This is a genomic window from Microcella indica, from assembly GCF_013414345.1.
Classification (GTDB): Bacteria; Actinomycetota; Actinomycetes; order Actinomycetales; family Microbacteriaceae; genus Microcella; species Microcella indica.
In genome coordinates this window covers 820,281-838,687 of record NZ_CP058670.1, presented here as the reverse complement: position 1 = coordinate 838,687, position 18,407 = coordinate 820,281, and the positions used below count along the sequence as shown (strand labels likewise).

Annotated in this window: 18 protein-coding genes; 4 read left to right on the top strand and 14 right to left on the bottom strand. The window is 64.6% G+C overall.

The window, feature by feature from the left end; genetic code table 11:
* Window positions 1-197: 197 nt before the first annotated feature.
* Genes HUJ41_RS04145 through HUJ41_RS04135 form a run of 3 tightly spaced genes read left to right on the top strand, consistent with a single transcriptional unit; the run spans window position 198 to window position 2,844 of the window.
* A complete protein-coding gene (locus HUJ41_RS04145; protein ID WP_179873463.1) occupies window positions 198-962 on the top strand; it encodes an electron transfer flavoprotein subunit beta/FixA family protein in 765 nt (254 codons plus the stop codon).
* An 11-nt stretch (window positions 963-973) separates the two neighbouring features.
* Complete coding sequence (locus HUJ41_RS04140) at window positions 974-1,939, top strand: electron transfer flavoprotein subunit alpha/FixB family protein (protein WP_179873462.1); 966 nt, start codon at window positions 974-976, stop codon at window positions 1,937-1,939.
* Entirely contained in the window at window positions 1,936-2,844 is a 909-nt protein-coding gene (locus HUJ41_RS04135) for a cytochrome b/b6 domain-containing protein (RefSeq protein ID WP_179873461.1), read from the top strand. Before HUJ41_RS04140 ends, HUJ41_RS04135 begins: the two co-directional genes overlap by 4 nt.
* Before the next feature lie 241 nt (window positions 2,845-3,085).
* Here HUJ41_RS04135 and HUJ41_RS04130 read toward each other — a convergent pair whose 3' ends face one another.
* The 10 genes from HUJ41_RS04130 to HUJ41_RS04085 form a co-directional block, all read right to left on the bottom strand.
* Entirely contained in the window at window positions 3,086-3,844 is a 759-nt protein-coding gene (locus HUJ41_RS04130; protein WP_179873460.1) for an SDR family NAD(P)-dependent oxidoreductase, read from the bottom strand.
* A gap of 35 nt (window positions 3,845-3,879) precedes the next feature.
* On the bottom strand, window positions 3,880-4,719 hold the full coding sequence (locus HUJ41_RS04125; RefSeq protein WP_179873459.1) for a MaoC/PaaZ C-terminal domain-containing protein: 840 nt from the start codon (window positions 4,717-4,719) through the stop codon (window positions 3,880-3,882).
* On the bottom strand, window positions 4,719-5,939 hold the full coding sequence (locus HUJ41_RS04120; protein ID WP_179873458.1) for an MFS transporter: 1,221 nt from the start codon (window positions 5,937-5,939) through the stop codon (window positions 4,719-4,721). Before HUJ41_RS04120 ends, HUJ41_RS04125 begins: the two co-directional genes overlap by 1 nt.
* A gap of 40 nt (window positions 5,940-5,979) precedes the next feature.
* On the bottom strand, window positions 5,980-7,173 hold the full coding sequence (locus HUJ41_RS04115; protein WP_179873457.1) for a CaiB/BaiF CoA transferase family protein: 1,194 nt from the start codon (window positions 7,171-7,173) through the stop codon (window positions 5,980-5,982).
* A gap of 11 nt (window positions 7,174-7,184) precedes the next feature.
* The gene (locus HUJ41_RS04110) at window positions 7,185-8,036 is read right to left on the bottom strand and encodes an LLM class flavin-dependent oxidoreductase (protein ID WP_179873456.1); all 852 of its coding nucleotides are present in this window, start codon (window positions 8,034-8,036) and stop codon (window positions 7,185-7,187) included.
* A 68-nt stretch (window positions 8,037-8,104) separates the two neighbouring features.
* Window positions 8,105-9,274, bottom strand: coding sequence for a CaiB/BaiF CoA transferase family protein (locus HUJ41_RS04105; RefSeq protein WP_281363121.1), 1,170 nt, complete (start codon window positions 9,272-9,274; stop codon window positions 8,105-8,107).
* Window positions 9,275-9,294: 20 nt separating this feature from the next.
* On the bottom strand, window positions 9,295-10,512 hold the full coding sequence (locus HUJ41_RS04100; protein WP_179873454.1) for a CaiB/BaiF CoA transferase family protein: 1,218 nt from the start codon (window positions 10,510-10,512) through the stop codon (window positions 9,295-9,297).
* Entirely contained in the window at window positions 10,509-11,615 is a 1,107-nt protein-coding gene (locus HUJ41_RS04095; RefSeq protein WP_224744570.1) for a CoA transferase, read from the bottom strand. The genes HUJ41_RS04100 and HUJ41_RS04095 overlap by 4 nt, the downstream gene beginning before the upstream one ends.
* Complete coding sequence (locus tag HUJ41_RS04090) at window positions 11,612-12,841, bottom strand: acyl-CoA dehydrogenase family protein (protein ID WP_218925642.1); 1,230 nt, start codon at window positions 12,839-12,841, stop codon at window positions 11,612-11,614. Before HUJ41_RS04090 ends, HUJ41_RS04095 begins: the two co-directional genes overlap by 4 nt.
* Window positions 12,790-14,004 (bottom strand): CaiB/BaiF CoA transferase family protein, encoded by a 1,215-nt coding sequence (locus tag HUJ41_RS04085; RefSeq protein WP_224744569.1) that lies wholly within the window; start codon window positions 14,002-14,004, stop codon window positions 12,790-12,792. Before HUJ41_RS04085 ends, HUJ41_RS04090 begins: the two co-directional genes overlap by 52 nt.
* Before the next feature lie 127 nt (window positions 14,005-14,131).
* Here HUJ41_RS04085 and HUJ41_RS04080 point away from each other — a divergent pair, with 127 nt between their 5' ends.
* A complete protein-coding gene (locus tag HUJ41_RS04080; RefSeq protein WP_179873451.1) occupies window positions 14,132-14,857 on the top strand; it encodes a FadR/GntR family transcriptional regulator in 726 nt (241 codons plus the stop codon).
* 18 nt (window positions 14,858-14,875) lie between these two features.
* Here HUJ41_RS04080 and HUJ41_RS04075 read toward each other — a convergent pair whose 3' ends face one another.
* From HUJ41_RS04075 to HUJ41_RS04060, 4 genes are read right to left on the bottom strand one after another with little or no spacing between them, the layout of a single operon-like run.
* Window positions 14,876-15,283, bottom strand: coding sequence for a Zn-ribbon domain-containing OB-fold protein (locus HUJ41_RS04075; RefSeq protein ID WP_179873450.1), 408 nt, complete (start codon window positions 15,281-15,283; stop codon window positions 14,876-14,878).
* Window positions 15,280-16,443 (bottom strand): thiolase C-terminal domain-containing protein, encoded by a 1,164-nt coding sequence (locus HUJ41_RS04070; protein ID WP_179873449.1) that lies wholly within the window; start codon window positions 16,441-16,443, stop codon window positions 15,280-15,282. The genes HUJ41_RS04075 and HUJ41_RS04070 overlap by 4 nt, the downstream gene beginning before the upstream one ends.
* Window positions 16,444-16,469: 26 nt before the next feature.
* The gene (locus HUJ41_RS04065) at window positions 16,470-17,255 is read right to left on the bottom strand and encodes an enoyl-CoA hydratase/isomerase family protein (protein ID WP_179873448.1); all 786 of its coding nucleotides are present in this window, start codon (window positions 17,253-17,255) and stop codon (window positions 16,470-16,472) included.
* The gene (locus tag HUJ41_RS04060; protein ID WP_179873447.1) at window positions 17,252-18,403 is read right to left on the bottom strand and encodes an acyl-CoA dehydrogenase family protein; all 1,152 of its coding nucleotides are present in this window, start codon (window positions 18,401-18,403) and stop codon (window positions 17,252-17,254) included. Before HUJ41_RS04060 ends, HUJ41_RS04065 begins: the two co-directional genes overlap by 4 nt.
* Between the last annotated feature and the right edge of the window lie 4 nt (window positions 18,404-18,407).

Below are 18,407 nucleotides of genomic sequence, written 5' to 3'. Positions count from 1 at the left end.
CTCGGCGACGGCGTCGATGAGATCCTGAAGGAGCCACACTCTATGCGGGCGACCAGGCGCATCCTCTCCCATAAGCAGGAAGCGCTGATCCCTGAATGCACGGCGTTGCCATAGCTGATCCCTTGCGCTTCTTCGACTAGTATACTCTTTATGGAGAGTGAACGACCCAAATAACACTTTCCAAGGAGGAAGACTTCGTGCGCATCCTTGTTCTCATTAAGCAGGTTCCTGACACCTGGGGGGATCGACGCCTCGATCCGGCCAGCGGACGCATCGATCGCCACGAGCCTGAGCCAGTGATTGACGAGATCGGGGAGCGCGCCGTCGAGGTCGCACTGAGATATCGCGATGGTTCGGAGGCCGAGGTCGTCGTACTCACAATGGGTCCCGAATCCGCAACTGACATGCTACGCCGAGTGCTCGCGATGGGCGTCGATCGCGCCATCCACGTCGTCGATCCTGCACTCGAGGGCGCTGACATGATGACGACAGCCACAGTACTCGCGGCCGCCATCAGGCACGCTGGATTCGATGTCGTCGTCGCAGGAAATGAATCCAGCGACGGGCGCGGCGGAGTCCTCCCCGCTATGGTCGCCGAACACCTCGGCGTCCACCACCTCACAGGTCTCGATGAAGTCGTTATCGACGAGGAGAGCGTTCGCGGCGTTCGGGTTGTCGGATCGGAGCGCGTAACCGTTCGGGCCGCGCTGCCTGCGATCATCTCGGTTACCGAACGCTCGCCGGAGGCCCGCATAGCCGGTTTCCGAGGGATCATGCAAGCGAAGAAGAAGCCGCTCGAACGCTTCAGTCTTGCCGATATTTCTGCGGAACTTCCTGCCAGACGCTCCATCGTGACCACTGTAGAGCAGGCACCGATTCGTACCGCGGGCACCACCATCGTCGATTCGGGCGACGCGGCCGTGCAACTCGCGGACTTCCTTACCTCGCAACGATTGGTTTGAAGGAGAACACCATGGGTACAGTACTCGTGCTGGCGAGCACGGACCGGAAGGGTCGGATCCGCGAGTCAGTGGGCACGCTGCTGAGTATGGCGCGCCGCCTTGGCGACCCGGTCACCGTGGTGGCAGCCCGTGCGGACGAGGTCGACGACGCCGTCGAAACAGTGACTGCGGCTGGGGCCAGCAAAGTTCTCATCGCCGAGATCACTGGCACGGGCGAATGGCGAGAAAACGCGGAGCTTGAGGCGGCTACCGCGGCGTACGCGGCGGTCAATCCGATCGCAGTACTCGCAATCAATGCCGTCGGTGCACGCGAGGTCGCTGCCCGATTGGCTGTCCGCATTGGTGCCGCGCTCGCCACCGATGCCGTCGCCGTGCGAACAGTCGATGGCGCTCCGCTCGCCGAGCACTCGGTGTTGGGCGGGTCATTCACCGTGGAGTCGCGCGCCGACGCGGGACCCCTGGTCGTGACCATCCGGGAGGGGGCGGCGGCGGCGGCGGGCGATGCGACGACGCCTGAAGTGAGTCGGCTCGACAATCTCGCCGATGCCGAGGCAGTCACAGTGGAGAGTGTCGAGGAGATCGAGGCGAACGAGGAGCGTCCCGACCTCCGCACTGCGCAGCGCGTCGTCTCCGGAGGACGCGGGCTCGGCTCGGCAGAGGGCTTCGAACTTGCTGGCCGCTTGGCCGACGCCCTCGGTGCCGCCGTGGGCGCTTCGCGCGCCGCGGTCGACGCCGGATACGCCTCGCAATCACTCCAAGTGGGCCAGACGGGAGTGACGGTTGCACCCCAGCTCTACGTGGCGCTCGGGATCTCCGGTGCCATCCAGCACCGCGCGGGCATGCAGACGTCGAAAGTCATCGTCGCGATCAACAAGGATTCGAAGGCACCGATCCTGGAGATCGCCGACTTCGGCATTGTGGGCGACGTCTTCACGATCGTGCCGCAACTGATCGACGAACTCGACCGCCGCCGATGATTCGCTCAGACATTCTGGCTTCTCGCCGGGCGCGCTGGATCGCGACAACGATTGTTGCGGTCATCGTGGTCGTCGTCGGGATATTCGTTGCCCGCGGGATGCGCACACTCGAGCCGGTCTCGTCCTTCATCGCGGACTATCCTGGCGTGCTCGAGCCGCTCCCCGGGACGCCGGAGGGGGTGCCGGTGTGGCTCGCCTGGCAGCACTACCTCAACGCGTTCTTCCTCCTTCTCATCGTCAAGACTGGCTGGGAGGTCCGCACAACGCAGCGGCCACGCGCTTACTGGGCGCCGCGCACCAGCCGCTTCACCGGCACAAAGATCAGCGTCACATTGTGGTTGCATCTTGCGTTGGACGTGCTCTGGGTCCTCAATGGCGTCGTGTTCGTGATACTCATCTTCGCCACCGGCCACTGGGCCCGGATCGTCCCGACCACGTGGGAAGTCGTACCCAACGCACTCTCGGTCTTCCTGCAGTATGCGTCTCTTGACTGGCCGACCGAGAACGGTTGGATCGCGTACAACGCACTCCAGGTTCTCAGCTACTTCGGCGTCGTATTCATTCTCGCTCCGCTCGCGATCGTGACCGGACTTCGAATGTCGCCACTGTGGCCCTCGTCGGCCGTGCGTCTCAGCCGCGTCTATCCGATCGAGATCGCACGAGCGGTGCACTATCCGACGATGCTCGCGTTCGTCGCGTTCGTCATTGTGCACGTCACGCTGGTTGCTACGACGGGGCTGCTGCGCAACCTCAACCACATGTACGCTTCACGCGACGACGTGTCCTGGTGGGGAGCGCTCGTGTTCGCGATCGGCACCGCCGCGATGATTGCCGCATGGTTCCTGACTGGGCCGACCATCACCAGAACTCTCGCCGCACGTACCGGCTCGGTGACGCGCGGCTGAATCTCGTCCTTCGGTCGATGACGTCGCACGCAGCCTCGACGGCTAGGCTCCTCGACGACGAGCTCTCGAGCAGCTCGACAGTTGCAGTCTCGGCGTAGTCGCTCGTCATAGGGCGAGGTAACAAGATGACTCCCATCGCTGATGGACCGAAGTTCCCGGGTCAGGCGACCCCGTGCGGGCCGCGATCTCGACGCGCTCCCGACTACCTACACTCTCGTTTGCGATGAGCCGCTTTTGTCCATCACCATGGCCGCCCGCCATTGACGATGAGAAGTTCGCCCGTTACATAACTCGCCGCGCTACTGGCGAGATAGACCGCGGCGCCCGCGATCTCTTCAGGCCGACCTACCCGACCCATCGGAACGGTTCCGATGATCGCGCGGTGGGATTCGTTGCGCGGTGTACCGTCCTCGCTTACGAGGCCCGGGCACAACGCGTTGACTCGGACGGTGGGAGCAGCCTCAACAGCGAGATAGCGGGTGAGCATCCACAAGGCGGCCTTACTCACCCCGTAGGGGGCCAATTCCGGCGTCGGTTGCAGGCCAGAGCCAGACATGAGATTGATGATGCAGCCCGAACCGGCTGCCGTCATCTGCGGGAGTAGCCGCCGCGCGAGCCGAAGGGGCGCCCAGAGATTTGTCGAGAACACCGTGTTCCAGAGTTCGTCGTCTGCCGACACGATCGATGTCGTGCCGCCGGTGATGTGCGCGTTGTTCACCAGAATGTCGACCGGACCGGCGTCGAGCTCCCGCATCACCGAGTCGAGTCCCTCGGTCGAGGCGATGTCAGTAGCGACCTCGCGGACCACGACTCCGGTCTCTCCCCGAATCGACTCCGCGACGAGTCCGAGCCTCACGGGGTCCCGTGCGACTATCACCAAGTCCGATCCAGCGTGAGCGAACGCCGACGCGATTGCGCGGCCTATATTGCGGCTAGCGCCGGTGATGAGCGCCGTGCTGCCGTCGAGGCGGAACGACGGTGCGGCTGGAAGCTGCTCCACAATGACTGTCCTTTCGAGCGACGACGAAACGAGTCCTAGTGCATTGATTCCAGATCGACGTGACCGTGGGACTGCACCCTTCGGTCGCCAACAAAGGATTCAAAGCGGATGATGTCTCCCGATCGGGCCGCGCGCACGATGATCTCCTCGCCGGGCACGATTGGCGCAGTGAAGCGAACCCCTGTGGCGCGAACGCCCTGCCAGCCCTGATCCGCGAGATCTCGGACGACCCGGTGCACGACCATTCCGAACGCACACAGCCCGTGCAGGATCGGACGCTCGAATCCTGCGCGCCGCGCAGCCTCCGGATCGACATGGAGTGGATTATGGTCGCCGGTCTCGGCGTAGAAAAGCGCTTGCCGGTCGAGGGTTGGCACGACGAGCGTAGCGATGTCGCCAGAGAGCTGCTCCGGCACTGCGACGCCGACATCTGCAGTCCGGCCCACCGAAGCGCGGCGAATCACGCTCGTCACTACATTCCGCGCGATGACCCGATCGTCACCGTCGCGGCTCACCGTCTCCCGCCGAACGAGCACGCCGCTTCGGACGTCTCCGACGTCCAAGATCCGGGATGTGCTCGTCCCCGCGGTCGTCGGACGCAACGGACCGGTCAGCTCGACTTCGTGACCAGCGTAGATCACGTCGAGCGGATCGAAGGTTAAGCCGCGAAGCGGAACGTTCCGCAGACTGTGGCCGTCCGCGAGCAAGCTCGCGAAGGTCGGCAGAACGTCCGGCTCGTTGGTGGTGACCAACCGGAGATCGCGCCTATCAATCACCGAATACGGCGCTCCGACCGCGAGGGCGTATCGTCTGACCTCTGCCGGAGACCATTGCCACGCGAGCGGCGCATAGACGGGCGCCACCCAGCCCGGCACTAGAGCGCCTCGCGAGGCAGATGGGACCCCGGCGGCGTATGCATGGCTAGAGAACGACCGAAGAAGTAGGCGACGCCGATCGCAAGAAGGAGAACGACGAACTGAAAGAGCCAGCCCACTGAGTAGCCGCCGAACTCGACGAGCGCACCGAATGTGAGCGGTCCGATCGCAAGGCCGACAAAGAACCCGCGCAGCATGCGAGAGGCCGAGACACCCACCGCATCTCGTTTGACATTCTGCATGATCGTGACCATTCCGAGGGCGTTCCATCCGACGATCGACAGGCCGCCCATTCCTGCGGCGAACCACACGGCCCAGTCCCCGACGGCCGGCGCGACCAGGCACAAGAGCGCCGAGATTGCTCCAATGACCGCGACCGCACCCAACAGCTGAGCGGGCGACCATGTGGTTTCGCTCAATCTCGCCCAGACGATCCGGGCGATGACGGACAAGACGGCAAAGACGGCGAAGACCAGGCCCGCCTCGACAACACCAAATCCCAGGCTGTGGGCGTACAGCACGTAGAAGCCATTGCAGATCCCAGTGGCCACGCCGAGCAGGAGGGCATAGCCTGCAAGCCAGGAAAGCCACGTCAGTCTTCGCGGTTCGTGCGGGTCCGTGGTCACCTCGGGTTCCATAGCGGCCTGAGAAGATCGCCGACCGATCAGCACTGTAATCACCGCGAGGATGGGAATGATCACCGCGGCGAGCGACGCCCACCGCCAGCCGACGGCCACGGCGAGACCGGGAAGCACCACGGCCAGGTAGAGACCGGCGCCGGTGGCTCCCGACTGCTTGATTCCAGTCGCGAATGCGCGCGATCCGGGCGGGATCCGGTGAGCGATCATGCCATTGCTTCCTGGGTTCGACGCCGCCATGGCAAGCCCGGCGAAAAGGGCCGAGGCGGCCAGTCCTATGATCGAGAAGCTAGCCGCGAGCAATAAGGTTCCGACCAGGGAGCACGCCGAACCGACGAGAACGACGAGCGTCGGGTCAACGCGATCCGTGATCCTGCCGATCACACCGCTCGACGCCGCGGCGACTGTATACAGACCGCCGAAGAGAAGGCCCATCCCGCCCGGCGTCATCCCAAGACTCGGCAGTAGGAATGGGGAGAGCGTGGCATAAGAGTAGGTCCCCGTCGCGCCTGTCGCCATTGCGAGGGTCAGTGACGCGATCAGCAAAGCGCCCCCTTTCGCCGCCCCGGGTTTCGACGCCATCAGGGCCTCCGGCGGACCGCAAGCGCGTGGCTCCGAGGCTTCAACGCCGACGTCTTCCGGTCGTCGCCCATTCCCCGAGCAGCTGCTGATCAGCACCGAGCTGCGGAGCGGTCCGTCGTGGAGCATGCGGTGACCCGCTCAGCTTGATGGGGTTGCCAGCGACGGTGAGGCGACCGATCACGGGGTCGTCCACATCGATGAGCATCTCCCGCACAGCCACCTGGGGATCGTCGAAGAGCTGTGCGACATCCTGTACCGGACCGGACGGTACACCAGCTTTGGACAGCAACATCGTGATCTCCAGGGACGTCCGACCCGATGCCCAATCCTCGATCGCGGGGCGCAGGATGGACTCCTGATTCGCTGCACGTTTGATACCCGTCGAGAGATCGGGTGCCGTCGCCAAGTCGGGCCGACCGATGGCGGCGCAAAACCTCGCCCAGATTTCGTCGCTCGCGATCCCGATTGCGACCCAGCCGTCCTTGGTCCGGAAAGCGCCATACGGCGCCGAAGTTGGGCTCAATCCTCGCTTAGGCATCTCGCCGAAGTGCGACACGTGGCCGATCAGCTGCTCGTTCAACGCCACCATGACGTCGTACATGGCGATATCGACGTGCTGGCCACCACCCTTCTCATCGACGCCCCGCAACGCTAGTACAACCCCGAAAGCAGCCATCATTCCCGCCAGCTGATCGGCGATAGGCGAACCGAGGTACATCGGTGGATCACCTTCCTTGCCGATGCGCAGCATCGCGCCGCTCATCGCCTGAGCAACGATGTCGAAAGCGGGAAGACTCATATACGGTCCGGCCGGAAGTACGTCTCCATGTCCAAAGCCAGAGATCGTGGCGTATACGAGACGCGGATTGCGTGCCTTCAAGTCCTCCCAACCGAGACCGAGCCGTTCCATCGCCCCGGGACGCAAGTTCTCCCACACGACGTCCGCCTCATCCGCGAGCGCGAGAAAGTCCTCTCGCCCTTCCTCGGTCTTCAAATCGAGAACGACACTCCTCTTGTTCCTGTTGACGCGAAGGAAGGAATAGCTCATTCGCCCGTCCTTCGTGTGGTAGTTGGGCGTCGCCCGACGATAGCCATCGCCTTCGCGAGGCTCCACCTTGACCACTTCAGCGCCGAAATCGGCCAGCATCATGCTCCCGTAGGGACCGGAGAGGAAATTCTCAATCGCGAGAACCCTCACTCCGGAAAGCGGGCCCCCCTTGTCCTCGTCTGCCATCCCGAACCCTTTCATCCGCGCGTCCATCCTGCCGACACGGCGCCGGCTTCTTCGAGAGAGCTGAATAGGGCTTCAGGTGAAGCCAGCGGCCGGACGACGATATCTGTGGCTCCTGCGTCAACATAAGCCCTGAGCTTCTCCGCGACGACGTCCGCCGACCCGCACGGTACGCACCGCTCGACCGTTCGCGTCATATCCTGGTGGTACTGCGCGGTGAGGTAGTCGGTCGCCTTGCGACGGGCGACGTCGGCGTCGGCGTCGAAATACACGAAGACGTGCGCGATAATCCGCTTGTGCCGATCCGGTGCAAGCTCGTCGATGCGTCGAGCCCCTTCCGCAACGCGATCGGGACTCATGAGGTACGGCATCCACCCGTCGCCGAGCGTCGCGGCCCTCCTCAGGGCCGCATCAGACCGGCCGCCCACGATGATCGGGATGTTTTCCTGAACGGGCGCTGGCAGCACCAGGGCGTCCTCGAAATCGAAGTCGGCGTCATGCCAGCTGACTGCCTCCCCTCGCCAAAATGCACGAAGGAGGCGAATGGACGTGTCAGTCCGTGGACCACGACGTCGCATTGCCACCCCCGCCGCCGCGAAGTCCGCCTCGAACTCACCGCCTACCCCCACGCCGACGATCGTACGTCCGCCGCTGATGTAGTCCAGGCCAGCGAAGGAGCGTGCCGTGGCAGCCGGAGACCGCAGCGGAAGCAAGTAAACCCCCGTCGCCAGGCGAATGGTCGTGGTACGTGCGGCGACCGCCGAGAGCAACACCACCGGGTCGATGAGCGGATGTTGCCAGGAGACGTGGTCATTGACCCAGAAGTGGTCGAATCCGAGCTCTTCCGCCCGCTCAGCGAATCGCAAGACCCCGGCCCCGGACGGGAACCCCAGCGTGCCCGGTCCGAAGCCAATTCCTAGGGTGGAAGCCCCCGTCACCGGATCGCCCCAACGGCCCTCAAACCCGAGATGCGAGGCTCGTCGTAGCCCGCCTCGCGCAGAACCGCATCGGTGTCCGCGCCGAGTGTTGGAGCCGCAGATCCGGCTACCTCGGGCGAATCAGCGTAGACGAACGGAGAGCGTATCCGATCGTGCGGCTCAGAACCGCCAAGGCGCCCGCGGCTGCGGAAGTGCTCGTCGTCGAGCGCATCGGCGATGGTGTGGCAGGGTGCGGCTGGCACGCCGCTGTCCCGAAAGACCGCGAACCATTCCTTGACAGAGCGTGTCGCGATGATTGCCCGAAGCCGGGCGTCCAACTCGTCGAAGGCCTTCGAGTCACGTTGTCGGCCGACGTCGTTGGGCAGATCGAGCACGCCGCACAGCCGCTCCCAGAATATCGGCTCGAGGCACCCGAGGCTGAGCCACTCGCCGTCGGCGCCCTCGTAGATCCCGTACCCCGGTACGGCCCCGGTAACCGGCAACCCGTCAGGCGTCGGGTCGTTCCCGGTCGCGAGATACCACTGAGCTCGTGTCTGCTGCCAATAGAGCGCGCCCTCTGCCATGCTCAGGTCGAGGTAGTCGCCGCGGCCCGTCGCCGCCCGACGCACGAGGGCAGCGAGAATGCCGGAAACCGCGAGCATCGCACCACCGCCGATGTCGGCGATCGGGAGCCAGGGGATGCGCGGCGCGTCGCGACCGCCGAAGTAGCGCAGGATGCCGGCAAGCGCTTGGTAGTTGATGTCGTGTCCGGGTAGGTCGGCGTACGGCCCAGTCTGGCCGTAACCCGAGATCGATGCGTAGACGAGTCCAGGATTCACCGAGCGCAGGGCCGCGGGGCCGATACCGAGTTCGTCGACGACTCCGGGACGGAACCCCTCGAGCACGACGTCGAACGAGCGGGCAAGCTCGAGGACTACTTCCTGCCCCTGCGTCGACTTGAGGTCGATCGCGATTGATCGCTTGCCTCGATTGAGCATGCCGAAGCGATATGCGTCCCCGTTCTCTCCCAGGGGGGCGCTCGAACGCTCCGGATCACCGCCGCGAGGATGCTCGATCTTCACGACCTCCGCGCCAAGATCAGCGAAGATCATCGTCGCGAATGGTCCGGGAAGGATGCGGGTCAGGTCCAGGACCCGGATTCCCGCGAGAGGTGGCGTGGCGTGCATCATGGGCGTCTCCGTTCTCATCATGTGAGGACTCCTTCGGCCCGGAGCTCCGCAATCTCCCCGGGTGAGTAGCCCGCGATCGCACCGAGAACCTCGTCAGTATCGGCGCCGAGTAGGGGCGCGGGCGACGCGAGAATGCCCGGAGTCATCGACAGCCGCGGCGTCGGTGCAGAATAGACGGTCCGACCCATCACAGGATGCTCGAGCCATTCGAATGCGCCACGCTCGCGCAATCCGCCGACACCGGCGAGAAGCTCGTCCGCGGTACGGACGGGGGAAGCGGCGATGCCCACGGATGCGAGGGCTGCCGCGAGCTCGTCGGCGTCCTGCGATGCCGTCCAGTCTGCGAGCAACATTTCGATCTCGTCCTCGCGCACCTTACGTCCTTCGAGATGAAGCAATTCCTGATCGGCAAATTTCGGAATCCCCGCCAGCTCCGCGAGGGCCTGCCATCGACGATCGTCGACGACCGCGATGGCAATCCACCGGTCATCACCACGAGTCGGGAAGACACCGTGGGGTGCCGCGTGCGGAATGCGATTTCCCGCACGCGTAGGGCTTTCCCCGAGGTCCGCGTGCTCGATGGCAGGGCCGATCACGTTGAGGGTCGATTCGAGTTGCGACAGTTCGATGCGCTGGCCCTCCCCTGTCGCATCCCGATGGAGCAGGGCGGCCAGCACCGCAACGACCGCATGCATCGGGTTCGGTACATGGTCGGGGTAGTTCGTGCCCGTCCCGACCGGTTCCCGGTCGGGGTAGCCGCACAGTTCGTGGAGTCCGCAGAGCGCTACGAGGGTCGCCCCGAACCCGGAGAACGTCGCGTGCGGTCCCCATTCCCCTTGCATGGGCATCGCAAGGTAGATCAGATCGGGTCGCACCGCGATCAACTCCTCATAGCCGAGGTTCCACTTCTCGAGCGTTCCCGGACGGAAACTCTGCGCGCAGACATCCGTCGCAGCGGTGAGGCGAAGGACAACCTCTCGCGCACGGGGATGCGTCATGTCGAGCGCGATGCTCCGTTTACCGGCGTTCCTGTCAGCGAAGTAGCCGGAGCGCTCGAGAGGATCATCGCCCGAAGCGAACGGTCCGGTCCTTCGCAACGGATCGGGTCGCCTGCGCGACTCGATCTTGATGACGTCGGCACCGAACTCAGCCAACAATTTCGTGCCGATCGGTCCCGCCCCGACCCAGGTGAAGTCGAGCACGCGGATGCCGTTCAGCGGCGCAATCGCGCTCACGCCGGCACTCTGGTCGGGACTGGCAACGACCACGGCGTCGCGGAGAGCCGAAACGGCGCTCCGACTGACCGGCGTCGATCGGCGGTGACGAAGAAGTCGCGCGCGTTCAGGTGCTCGCTTGCGAGAAGGTCCTGCGGACTATTGACGGGACACACAGCGATGTTGCGACGCTGCGCCTCGACGTACAGGTCGGCCTTCGATCTGTCTGCTGCGAACGACTCGAAGATTCTGCGGAACTCAGCCTGAGCCGCTGCAGACTTGCGATACTCGTGGTCGGTCCACTCCGTTGTGCGTAGGCCGGCAGTGCCCGGCACCCCAGCCTCGTCGAGCCAGTCCAGCAGATTCACCCACCCTTGGGCTGTACTCAGTCGTCCAACCATGACATAGACGAATCCGTCGCTACACGCGTACACGCCCGTGCCAGCCTCCTGATAGCCAGCGCCGACCCGACGCCGAACCACACCTTCGAGATCGCTGTACTGCAGAGCGTTCTCGAGTGCCGTGGCGACCGACTCCTGGACGCTTACCTCAACCTGCTGTCCCGAGCCCGAAATCGCGCGGGCCCGCACGGCGAGCAATGCTCCGACGGCTGCATAAAGGCTCGCCATCCGAAGACTCTGATCGCCGTATGCGCGCGTCGGCGCACGATCCGGCCATCCGCCGAGGGCCAGAAAGCCACCAGCTGCGCTGCTGATCAGGTCAGTGGCGGGTGTCCCGGCTCGTTCGCTCTGGATGCCCCACGGGCTGATCCGCGTGCGAATCAGCTCCGGGTCGGCCAGTGCCGGATGGTCGAGGTCGAGGCCGAGCGTCGCGAGCACATCCGTCGAGCCGGACTCGATCGTGATGTCAGCGCCGCGCAAGAGCTCGGCGATCGCGGCCGATCGGTTGGACTCCTCAGCCGGAAGCATCACCTCGGCCTTGCCCCGGTGTAGGAAGTCTTGCACGACCGGATCAGGATCCACGCTCCACGAGTCGGGCGCCGCCGATTGGGGGACGCGCGCACGCACCACTTCGGCTCCCAGCCCGGCGAGGAGGCGACCCGCGTAGGCACCACTGTCATCGCCGATCTCCACCACTCGAAGGTGGGCAAGTGCCGCGGTCATGCCCGGTTCCGCCGCTTGATTGAGAGTCGTGCGATCTGGCCGCGATGGATTTCGGACGGACCCTCGAGGATGCGTAGCACCCTGCTGTTGCGGTAGACGAACTCGATCGGGAGCTCCTTCGAGTAGCCCATCGCCCCATGCACCTGCAGAGCGCGATCGACGACCCGGCTCAGCATCTCGGTCGCCTGCACCTTGACGATGCTCGCTTCGAGACGGATGTCGCGCTGGCCGGTGTCGAGCCGTGCGGCCGCGTCTCTCACCATGAGCCGCGCGGCGTGCACCTCCATCACCGAATCGGCGATCATGAACTGGATGGCTTGGCGCTCCGAGAGCGGTGCGCCGAATGTGTGCCGCTCCTCGCTGTAGCTACACATCATGTCAATCATGCGCTGGGCCTGCCCGACGCAGCGGGCTCCGATCTCGACCCGACGCACACCGAGCCGGTTTGTCAGAGGCGGAAACGCCTCACCGACCTCACCGAGCACGGCATCAGCGGAAACGCGCACGTCGTCGAAGAACAGGGCGAACGGCCGCTGCTCCCCCATGGTGGGGATCGGTTTCGAAATCTCGAGTCCTTCGGCGTCCCGGTCGACGAGAAACGCAGTCATCCCGCCCCGGTTGCGCTTCTCAGGGTCGGTCACGGCAATGACAATGAAGAAGTCGACCGCGTCGGCCCAAGAGATCCACAGCTTGCTGCCGTTGATCTTCCAACCATCACCGTCGGGGACGGCCGAGGTCTGGATACCCCCGGCATCGGCACCTGCCTCAGGCTCGGTGAGTGCGAGCGCCGAGGACTTGTCGCCGCGACACAGCGGGTCGAGGTAGAGCTCGCGCTGAGCGGGCGTCGCAACCGCGTCGAGGTAGGAGATATTGGGACTCTCAGGCGGAAGTCGATACGGCGTGATGGAGTAATTGATCTCCTCGACGGCCACAGCCTTCGCGAGCAGACCGAGCCCAGCACCGCCGAGCTCCTCGGGCACTTCGATGCCCCACAGTCCGAGCTCGCGAACTTCCCGGGTGAGTCGTTCCTCGTCCGCCGGGTCGATGACCGGAATCGGGTCGAGCCCCCGAGTGCTCTCACGCTGGATCACGGAACTCTCCAACGGCATGAGCGACCGGCGGGTGAAATCCCGCGCCACCTGCTGAATGGCCTCGAGCTCTTCTGTGAGATTGGTCATGCGCTCTGTCCCCTCTGGTTGCGTCTCGGCTCTGCGTCGCGGAGCCACTCATCTATGACGTCGTTGTCGGCGCCGAGCTGTGGTGCTGCTGTGGGGGCGAGCGGTGGTATCGCGGTGGACGTGAGAGGGTTTCCCGCCACGCGCACGCGACCGAGCACCGGGTCCGGCACGTCGATGATCATCCTCCGAGCCGCCACATGCGGGTCCGAGAACAGATCTTCGACGGTCTGGACACGCGAGCTCGGGACTCCGGCTGCGCCGAGCACGGCGAGCACCTCTTCGACGTCACGTATGGACATCCACTCCTCGATGATCGGAAGGAGGAGCTCGTCCATCGCCTGCGACCGCAGAGTGCCGTTAGCCAGTCGAGCGTCTCCGATCAGATCGGGTCGGCCAATGACCTCGCAGAACCGGGCGAAAATCGGCTCGCCCGAGACGGCGACGGCGACGTACCCGTCCCGCGCTTGCAGGAGTTCAAACGGGGCCGAGCTGGCGAGTCGGCCGCGAACGGGCGTTTTGCCCGTCCAGCCAAACGCTCCGATCGCGTACTCATTGAGATGCAGGCCCACATCGAACATCGAGACGTCGACGTGCTGACCGACGCCGGTGCGTTCGCGCTGGAAAAGGGCGAGAAGCGTCGCGGTCGCGGCCCAGTCGCCGGCCGCGGTGTCGATGAGCGGGAAGCCCACCGGGGCAGGGGGATCACCGTCCTGACCGGAGGTGAAGGCAATCCCCGACATGGCCTGCCCGATGAGATCGAACGCGGGCATCGAGGTGTAGGGGCCCGGAAGAACGTCAGGCTGCCCGAATCCAGAAATGGAGATGAGGATAATCCGCGGATTGATCTCGCTCAAGCGCTCATATCCCAGCCCGAGTCGACCGAGGGTTCCCGGTCGGAGATTCTGCACGACCACATCCACGGCTCCGATCAGCTCGAGGAACCGGGCGCGACCCTCCTCCTTGCCAATGTCCAGCACGGCGCTCTTCTTGCCGCGATTGAGTCGCGCGAACCAGACACTCGACTCGCCGGCGTCGGATCGTTCGACCGGGGGGAAGCCTCGGTAACTGTCTCCCCCCGCGGGTTCGAGTTTAAGCACCTCGGCACCCCAGTCGGCGAGCAACATGCTCGCCGTCGGGCCCGCGACAAAGTTCTCCAAGGCGAGCACGCGCACACCCGACAAAGGGGGATCAATGTGATCAGCAATCACCATCGAGGCCTCACTTCCGAAAGCAAATAGGATAAGATTAGCGTAGTTATCGGATCACAATTGAATCCGGTCGGTGTCTCACTTAACCGTCGCGCGGCCTCGTAGCGGCGCGATCCGATAGGTTCCAGTAATGCCTGAAGTAGTCTTCGACAAGATCAAGCAAGGAAAGCTTGCCGAGATCATCGCGGCGCAGATCCGCGGCGAAATCCGCAGTGGTGCTCTCGCCCTCGGCGATCGCCTCCCCCCAGAGCGCGAACTCATCGAGCAGCTCGGAGTCAGTCGGGCGACAGTGCGCGAGGCGCTCATGCTTCTCGAAGCCGACGGTTTCATTCAGATGCGCGCGGGTCGCCACGGAGGCGCCTATGTGACGAGCCCGAAGATCGAACGGCTCGCGACGATCCTCGATGTCATCCTGGCAGTTGAGCAGACAACCACCGAACAGCTCCTTGAGGCGCGCTCGCTCATGGAGCCGCTCGCGGTGCGTCTCGCCACCACCCGCGCGACCGAGAGCGACTTCGAGCGCATACGAGCATCGATCGAGCGGGCCGAGAAGCACCTCGGCTCGAGCGAGATCGTCGCTGAGGAGGCCGCGCGCTTCCATGTGCTCGTCGCCGAATCCACCCACAACGGCGTAGTCTCCGCGCTCACGGCGACGACTCAGCAGCTGATCTACAGCCGCGCCTTCCTGGAGTTTGGCACCGAGACAGCAGCGACTCTCCGCGCCCACCGGCGCATCCTCGACGCCATGCAGGCCCGCGACCCCGAAGCCGCAGTTCGCCGTATGGTGCGCCATGTTGACGCATTCCGAGATGTGCTCGATGCACCCCGGTCGATCGAGCTCGGGGGCGAGGGCTGACCTGGACATCAGGATACCTCAGGCCACTGGGCGGAACTTCGGGATTGCAAACTCTGCGGTGACGTCGTCAAAGACGACTTCGACCCGTTGCCCGATCTCGATCGCGTCTAGATCGGCCTTGACCACGTTCGAGATCATGGTGTGCGCGCCATCGACGCGGATAAGAGCGACGTTGTACGGAAGGTCCGGAGTCCATGCCTGATTGAACGACTGGTGGTAGACGATCCAGGACAACACCTCGCCCGTGCCCGGTAGCACCACCCAAACGTGCTCGGGCGACAGGCAGTTTGTGCACACTGGGCCGATAGGCCAGCGTCGATGACCGCACGCCGTGCACTCCTGGATCGTGAGTTCGTGCCGCTTGCAGGCTTCCCAGAACGGACCGCTGCCATCGGTGGGAACCGGAAGGGGTTTGTCATACGTCATTTTGTCAGCACCAATGCAGTCGCAGTGTTGAGGGCCATGCCACGGCCCGTGACTAGGCAGGTCTCGGCATCCGGCACCTGTCGAGGACCGGCTTCGCCTCGGATTTGTCGCACGCCTTCGACGATGTGCGTCCAACCCTGCATGTACGCGTCGGAGAGACTGCCCCCGTGGGTATTAGTGGGGAGCGTGGAACCCATCTTCAGGTTGCCGTCGGCCACAAAGGCACCGCTCTCGCCGCGCTTCACGAATCCGCCGTGCTCGAGCCAGAGCAGAACAGAGAACGTGAAGTTGTCGTACAGCTCCGCGACATCGATGTCTCCCGGGCCGAGACCCGAGGTTGCCCACGCCTCGTCGAGTACAGCCTTCTGATGAGGCAGGTACCACCAGTCGTCGGCTTCGCTCTTGCGAGCGGTGTACCCCTGCCCCATTCCAGCAATGCGCACGGGTGGCTTCGCGAGATCTCGCGCTCGCTCCGCCGAGCTGACGATGATCGCCACGCCGCCGTCAGAAATGAGGCAGCAGTCGAGCAGATGGAAGGGTTCGACGACCCAGCGCGACGCCTGATGGTCCTCGAGGGTTATCGGCTTGCCGTGCATTACTGCGTCCGGGTTGTTCTGAGCGTGCTCACGGAAAGTCACCGAGACGGCACCAAGCTGCTCGCTTGTCGTCCCGTACAAGGACATGTGGCGGCGCGCGCCGAGCGCGCTGTTGGCCTGGGGGCCGAACATGCCCCAAATTCCCCAGCTCAACCCCGGGTCACCGTTGGGAGAGTTAAACCTCTGCCCGCCGGTCAGCGCCGCGTCGCCGAAGACGCAGGCAACCGTCGTCGCAAGCCCGGCGTCGATGGCCATGATCGCTTCCTGCACGAGGGCTCCGGCGGTCGCGCCTCCCATCGACTTCGACCCCGCGTAGCGCGGATCGATGCCAGCCGCCTCGGCGAGGCGCAGATAGTGATTAGCACCTTCGCGAGAGGTGGTGCCGGGGTGGGTGAGAATTCCGTCAATCTCCGACTTGTCGATCCCAGCGTCGTCGATCGCTAGCTTGAGGGCCTCAAGACCGAGCCCGAGCGCCGTCGATCCCGGCATCTTGCCCATCCGGGTGCGTCCCACCCCGACGATCGCGCCGCGTCCGCTGAGACCACGGTGTGCTGTGCTGTCCATCTCTGTCTCCTTTGTCGAACGGCTAATCATCGACCGCGGAACACGGGAGGCCGCTTCTCGGCGAAGGCTGCGCGGCCCTCCGCCCTGTCTTCCGTGTCGCGGATCAGGTTGAACAAGGTGCGCTCGAGGATCAACCCCTCGGCGAGAGGCAGGTGGCGACCGCGAGCGACGGCCTGCTTGACGGCCTGGATGGCGAGGGGAGCGTTGTCGCCGATACGGTGCGCGATCTCCAGCACGGTGCCACGTAGCTCCTCTGGAGGGACCACTCCATTGATGAGTCCGGCGTCGCGAATTCGCTGTGCGTCCCAGCGATCACCTGTGAGCAGGAGTTCCATCGCGAGCGCGTGCGGTGCCTGCCGGATGATGCGCTGGGTCCCGCCGGCCCCCGGCATCGACCCGATGCGTACCTCCGGAAGTCCGAAAGTCGCTGTTGATGAGGCATACCGCAGATCACACGAGAGGGCAAGTTCGAATCCGGCGCCAAGCGCGTAGCCGTTGACCGCCGCGATCAGAGGCTTCCACACCTCCATACCCCGCGACAGGTGCTGCGGGGGCGGGCTGAACTGGTCCTCGAGCGCCGTGACGTCGGGCGCGCCACGGAGGTCCATCCCCGAGCAGAATGACTTATCACCGGCACCCGTGATGACGATTACCGCGATCGCGGGGTCTTCTCGGAACTCGGAGAGTGCCTCGCCGAGCGTCGCGATGAGCGTGGAGTTCAGGCTGTTGTGGGCATGGGGACGGTTGAGGGTCAGAATGCCGACAGCGCCTTCGCGTTCGACAAGGAGCTCCGCAATGCTTCCCTCGGTCATAGTCCGAGCGCCTTCGCGAGAATTCTATGCTGGATCTCCGTGGTGCCTTCGACGATCTGGAAATACCGGACGTCGCGGTACAACCTCTCGATGGGGGCTTCGCGCATGAAACCCATACCGCCGAACACTCGCATCATCTGGTCGACGACCCAGAGAGCCGTCTCGCTCGCCATGAGCTTCGCGTGCGCGACCTCCCGGACGGGAACTTCGGATCGAGAGTCGCACAGCACGGCCGCGCGATAGGTGAGGAGCCGGGCAGCAGCGATGCGAGCGTCCGCCTCGGCGAACTTCATCGAAATCTCTTGGAACCCGCCGATCTTGCGGCCGAAGGCGGTGCGCTCCTTGGCATACGCCAGACCGAGGTCGAACGCAGCGGTGGCGACGCCGAGCGACGCGGCGGAGATCAGGATGCGTCCGCGGATAAGCACATCGAGGATCTCCTCAATCTCGGAACCCTCGGCCGGTGAGATGCGCCGCGATTCGTCTAGGCGCACGTCATCGAAGACGAGCTCGCCGACTTGCGAGGAACGGCAACCCAGCTTCTCAAGCGTGCGCTCGACGGCGTAGCCCTCGTCGCCGGCCTCGACCATGTACACCGCGAACTTGCCATTGTCCTGCTTCGCGACGACGCCGACGGCTCCTGCGATCGGCCCATTGGTGATGAAGGTCTTGCGTCCGCGCAACACAGCACTAGACCCGGCGACCTCAACCGTCGTGCGGATGGCGCGCACATCCGAACCCGCGTCCGGCTCGGTCAGGCCCCAGGCCGTGATGAGTTCGCCCGCAATCGCCGGACGCAACCATCGCTCTTTCTGCTCGTCGGATCCGAATCGCGCGAGATAGGCGGTGCCAATCTGGCCCTGAATGCCGAGTCCAGCGGCGATTCCGGCACACACTCGCGAGACCTCCTCGCGGAAGATCATGTCCGGAAGCAGACCGGCATCGGAACCGCCCCAGCGCTCCTCGAACTGTAACCCCAGGAGGCCGGCGGACCCGGCCTTCGTGAACAACTCGAGCGGGAAGGTGGAGGTGCGCTCCGCCTCGTCTACGAGCGGTGCGACCTCCCGCTCCGCGAACGAGCGCGCAGACGATCGGAATTCTTCGAGTTCGGCCGGGAGCTGGAAGAGCTCCCCTACATTGCTAGTCATCGGA

Bases quoted from the DNA above. Each gene is read 5' to 3' on its own strand.
- HUJ41_RS04070 (WP_179873449.1), bottom strand. From the start codon at position 16,443: ATGGACAGCACAGCACACCGTGGTCTCAGCGGACGCGGCGCGATCGTC.
- HUJ41_RS04095 (WP_224744570.1), bottom strand. From the start codon at position 11,615: ATGACCGCGGCACTTGCCCACCTTCGAGTGGTGGAGATCGGCGATGAC.
- HUJ41_RS04075 (WP_179873450.1), bottom strand. From the start codon at position 15,283: ATGACGTATGACAAACCCCTTCCGGTTCCCACCGATGGCAGCGGTCCG.
- HUJ41_RS04140 (WP_179873462.1), top strand. From the start codon at position 974: ATGGGTACAGTACTCGTGCTGGCGAGCACGGACCGGAAGGGTCGGATC.
- HUJ41_RS04080 (WP_179873451.1), top strand. From the start codon at position 14,132: ATGCCTGAAGTAGTCTTCGACAAGATCAAGCAAGGAAAGCTTGCCGAG.
- HUJ41_RS04105 (WP_281363121.1), bottom strand. From the start codon at position 9,274: ATGCACGCCACGCCACCTCTCGCGGGAATCCGGGTCCTGGACCTGACC.
- HUJ41_RS04085 (WP_224744569.1), bottom strand. From the start codon at position 14,004: ATGGTGATTGCTGATCACATTGATCCCCCTTTGTCGGGTGTGCGCGTG.
- HUJ41_RS04115 (WP_179873457.1), bottom strand. From the start codon at position 7,173: ATGGCAGACGAGGACAAGGGGGGCCCGCTTTCCGGAGTGAGGGTTCTC.
- HUJ41_RS04120 (WP_179873458.1), bottom strand. From the start codon at position 5,939: ATGGCGTCGAAACCCGGGGCGGCGAAAGGGGGCGCTTTGCTGATCGCG.
- HUJ41_RS04060 (WP_179873447.1), bottom strand. From the start codon at position 18,403: ATGACTAGCAATGTAGGGGAGCTCTTCCAGCTCCCGGCCGAACTCGAA.
- HUJ41_RS04065 (WP_179873448.1), bottom strand. From the start codon at position 17,255: ATGACCGAGGGAAGCATTGCGGAGCTCCTTGTCGAACGCGAAGGCGCT.
- HUJ41_RS04135 (WP_179873461.1), top strand. From the start codon at position 1,936: ATGATTCGCTCAGACATTCTGGCTTCTCGCCGGGCGCGCTGGATCGCG.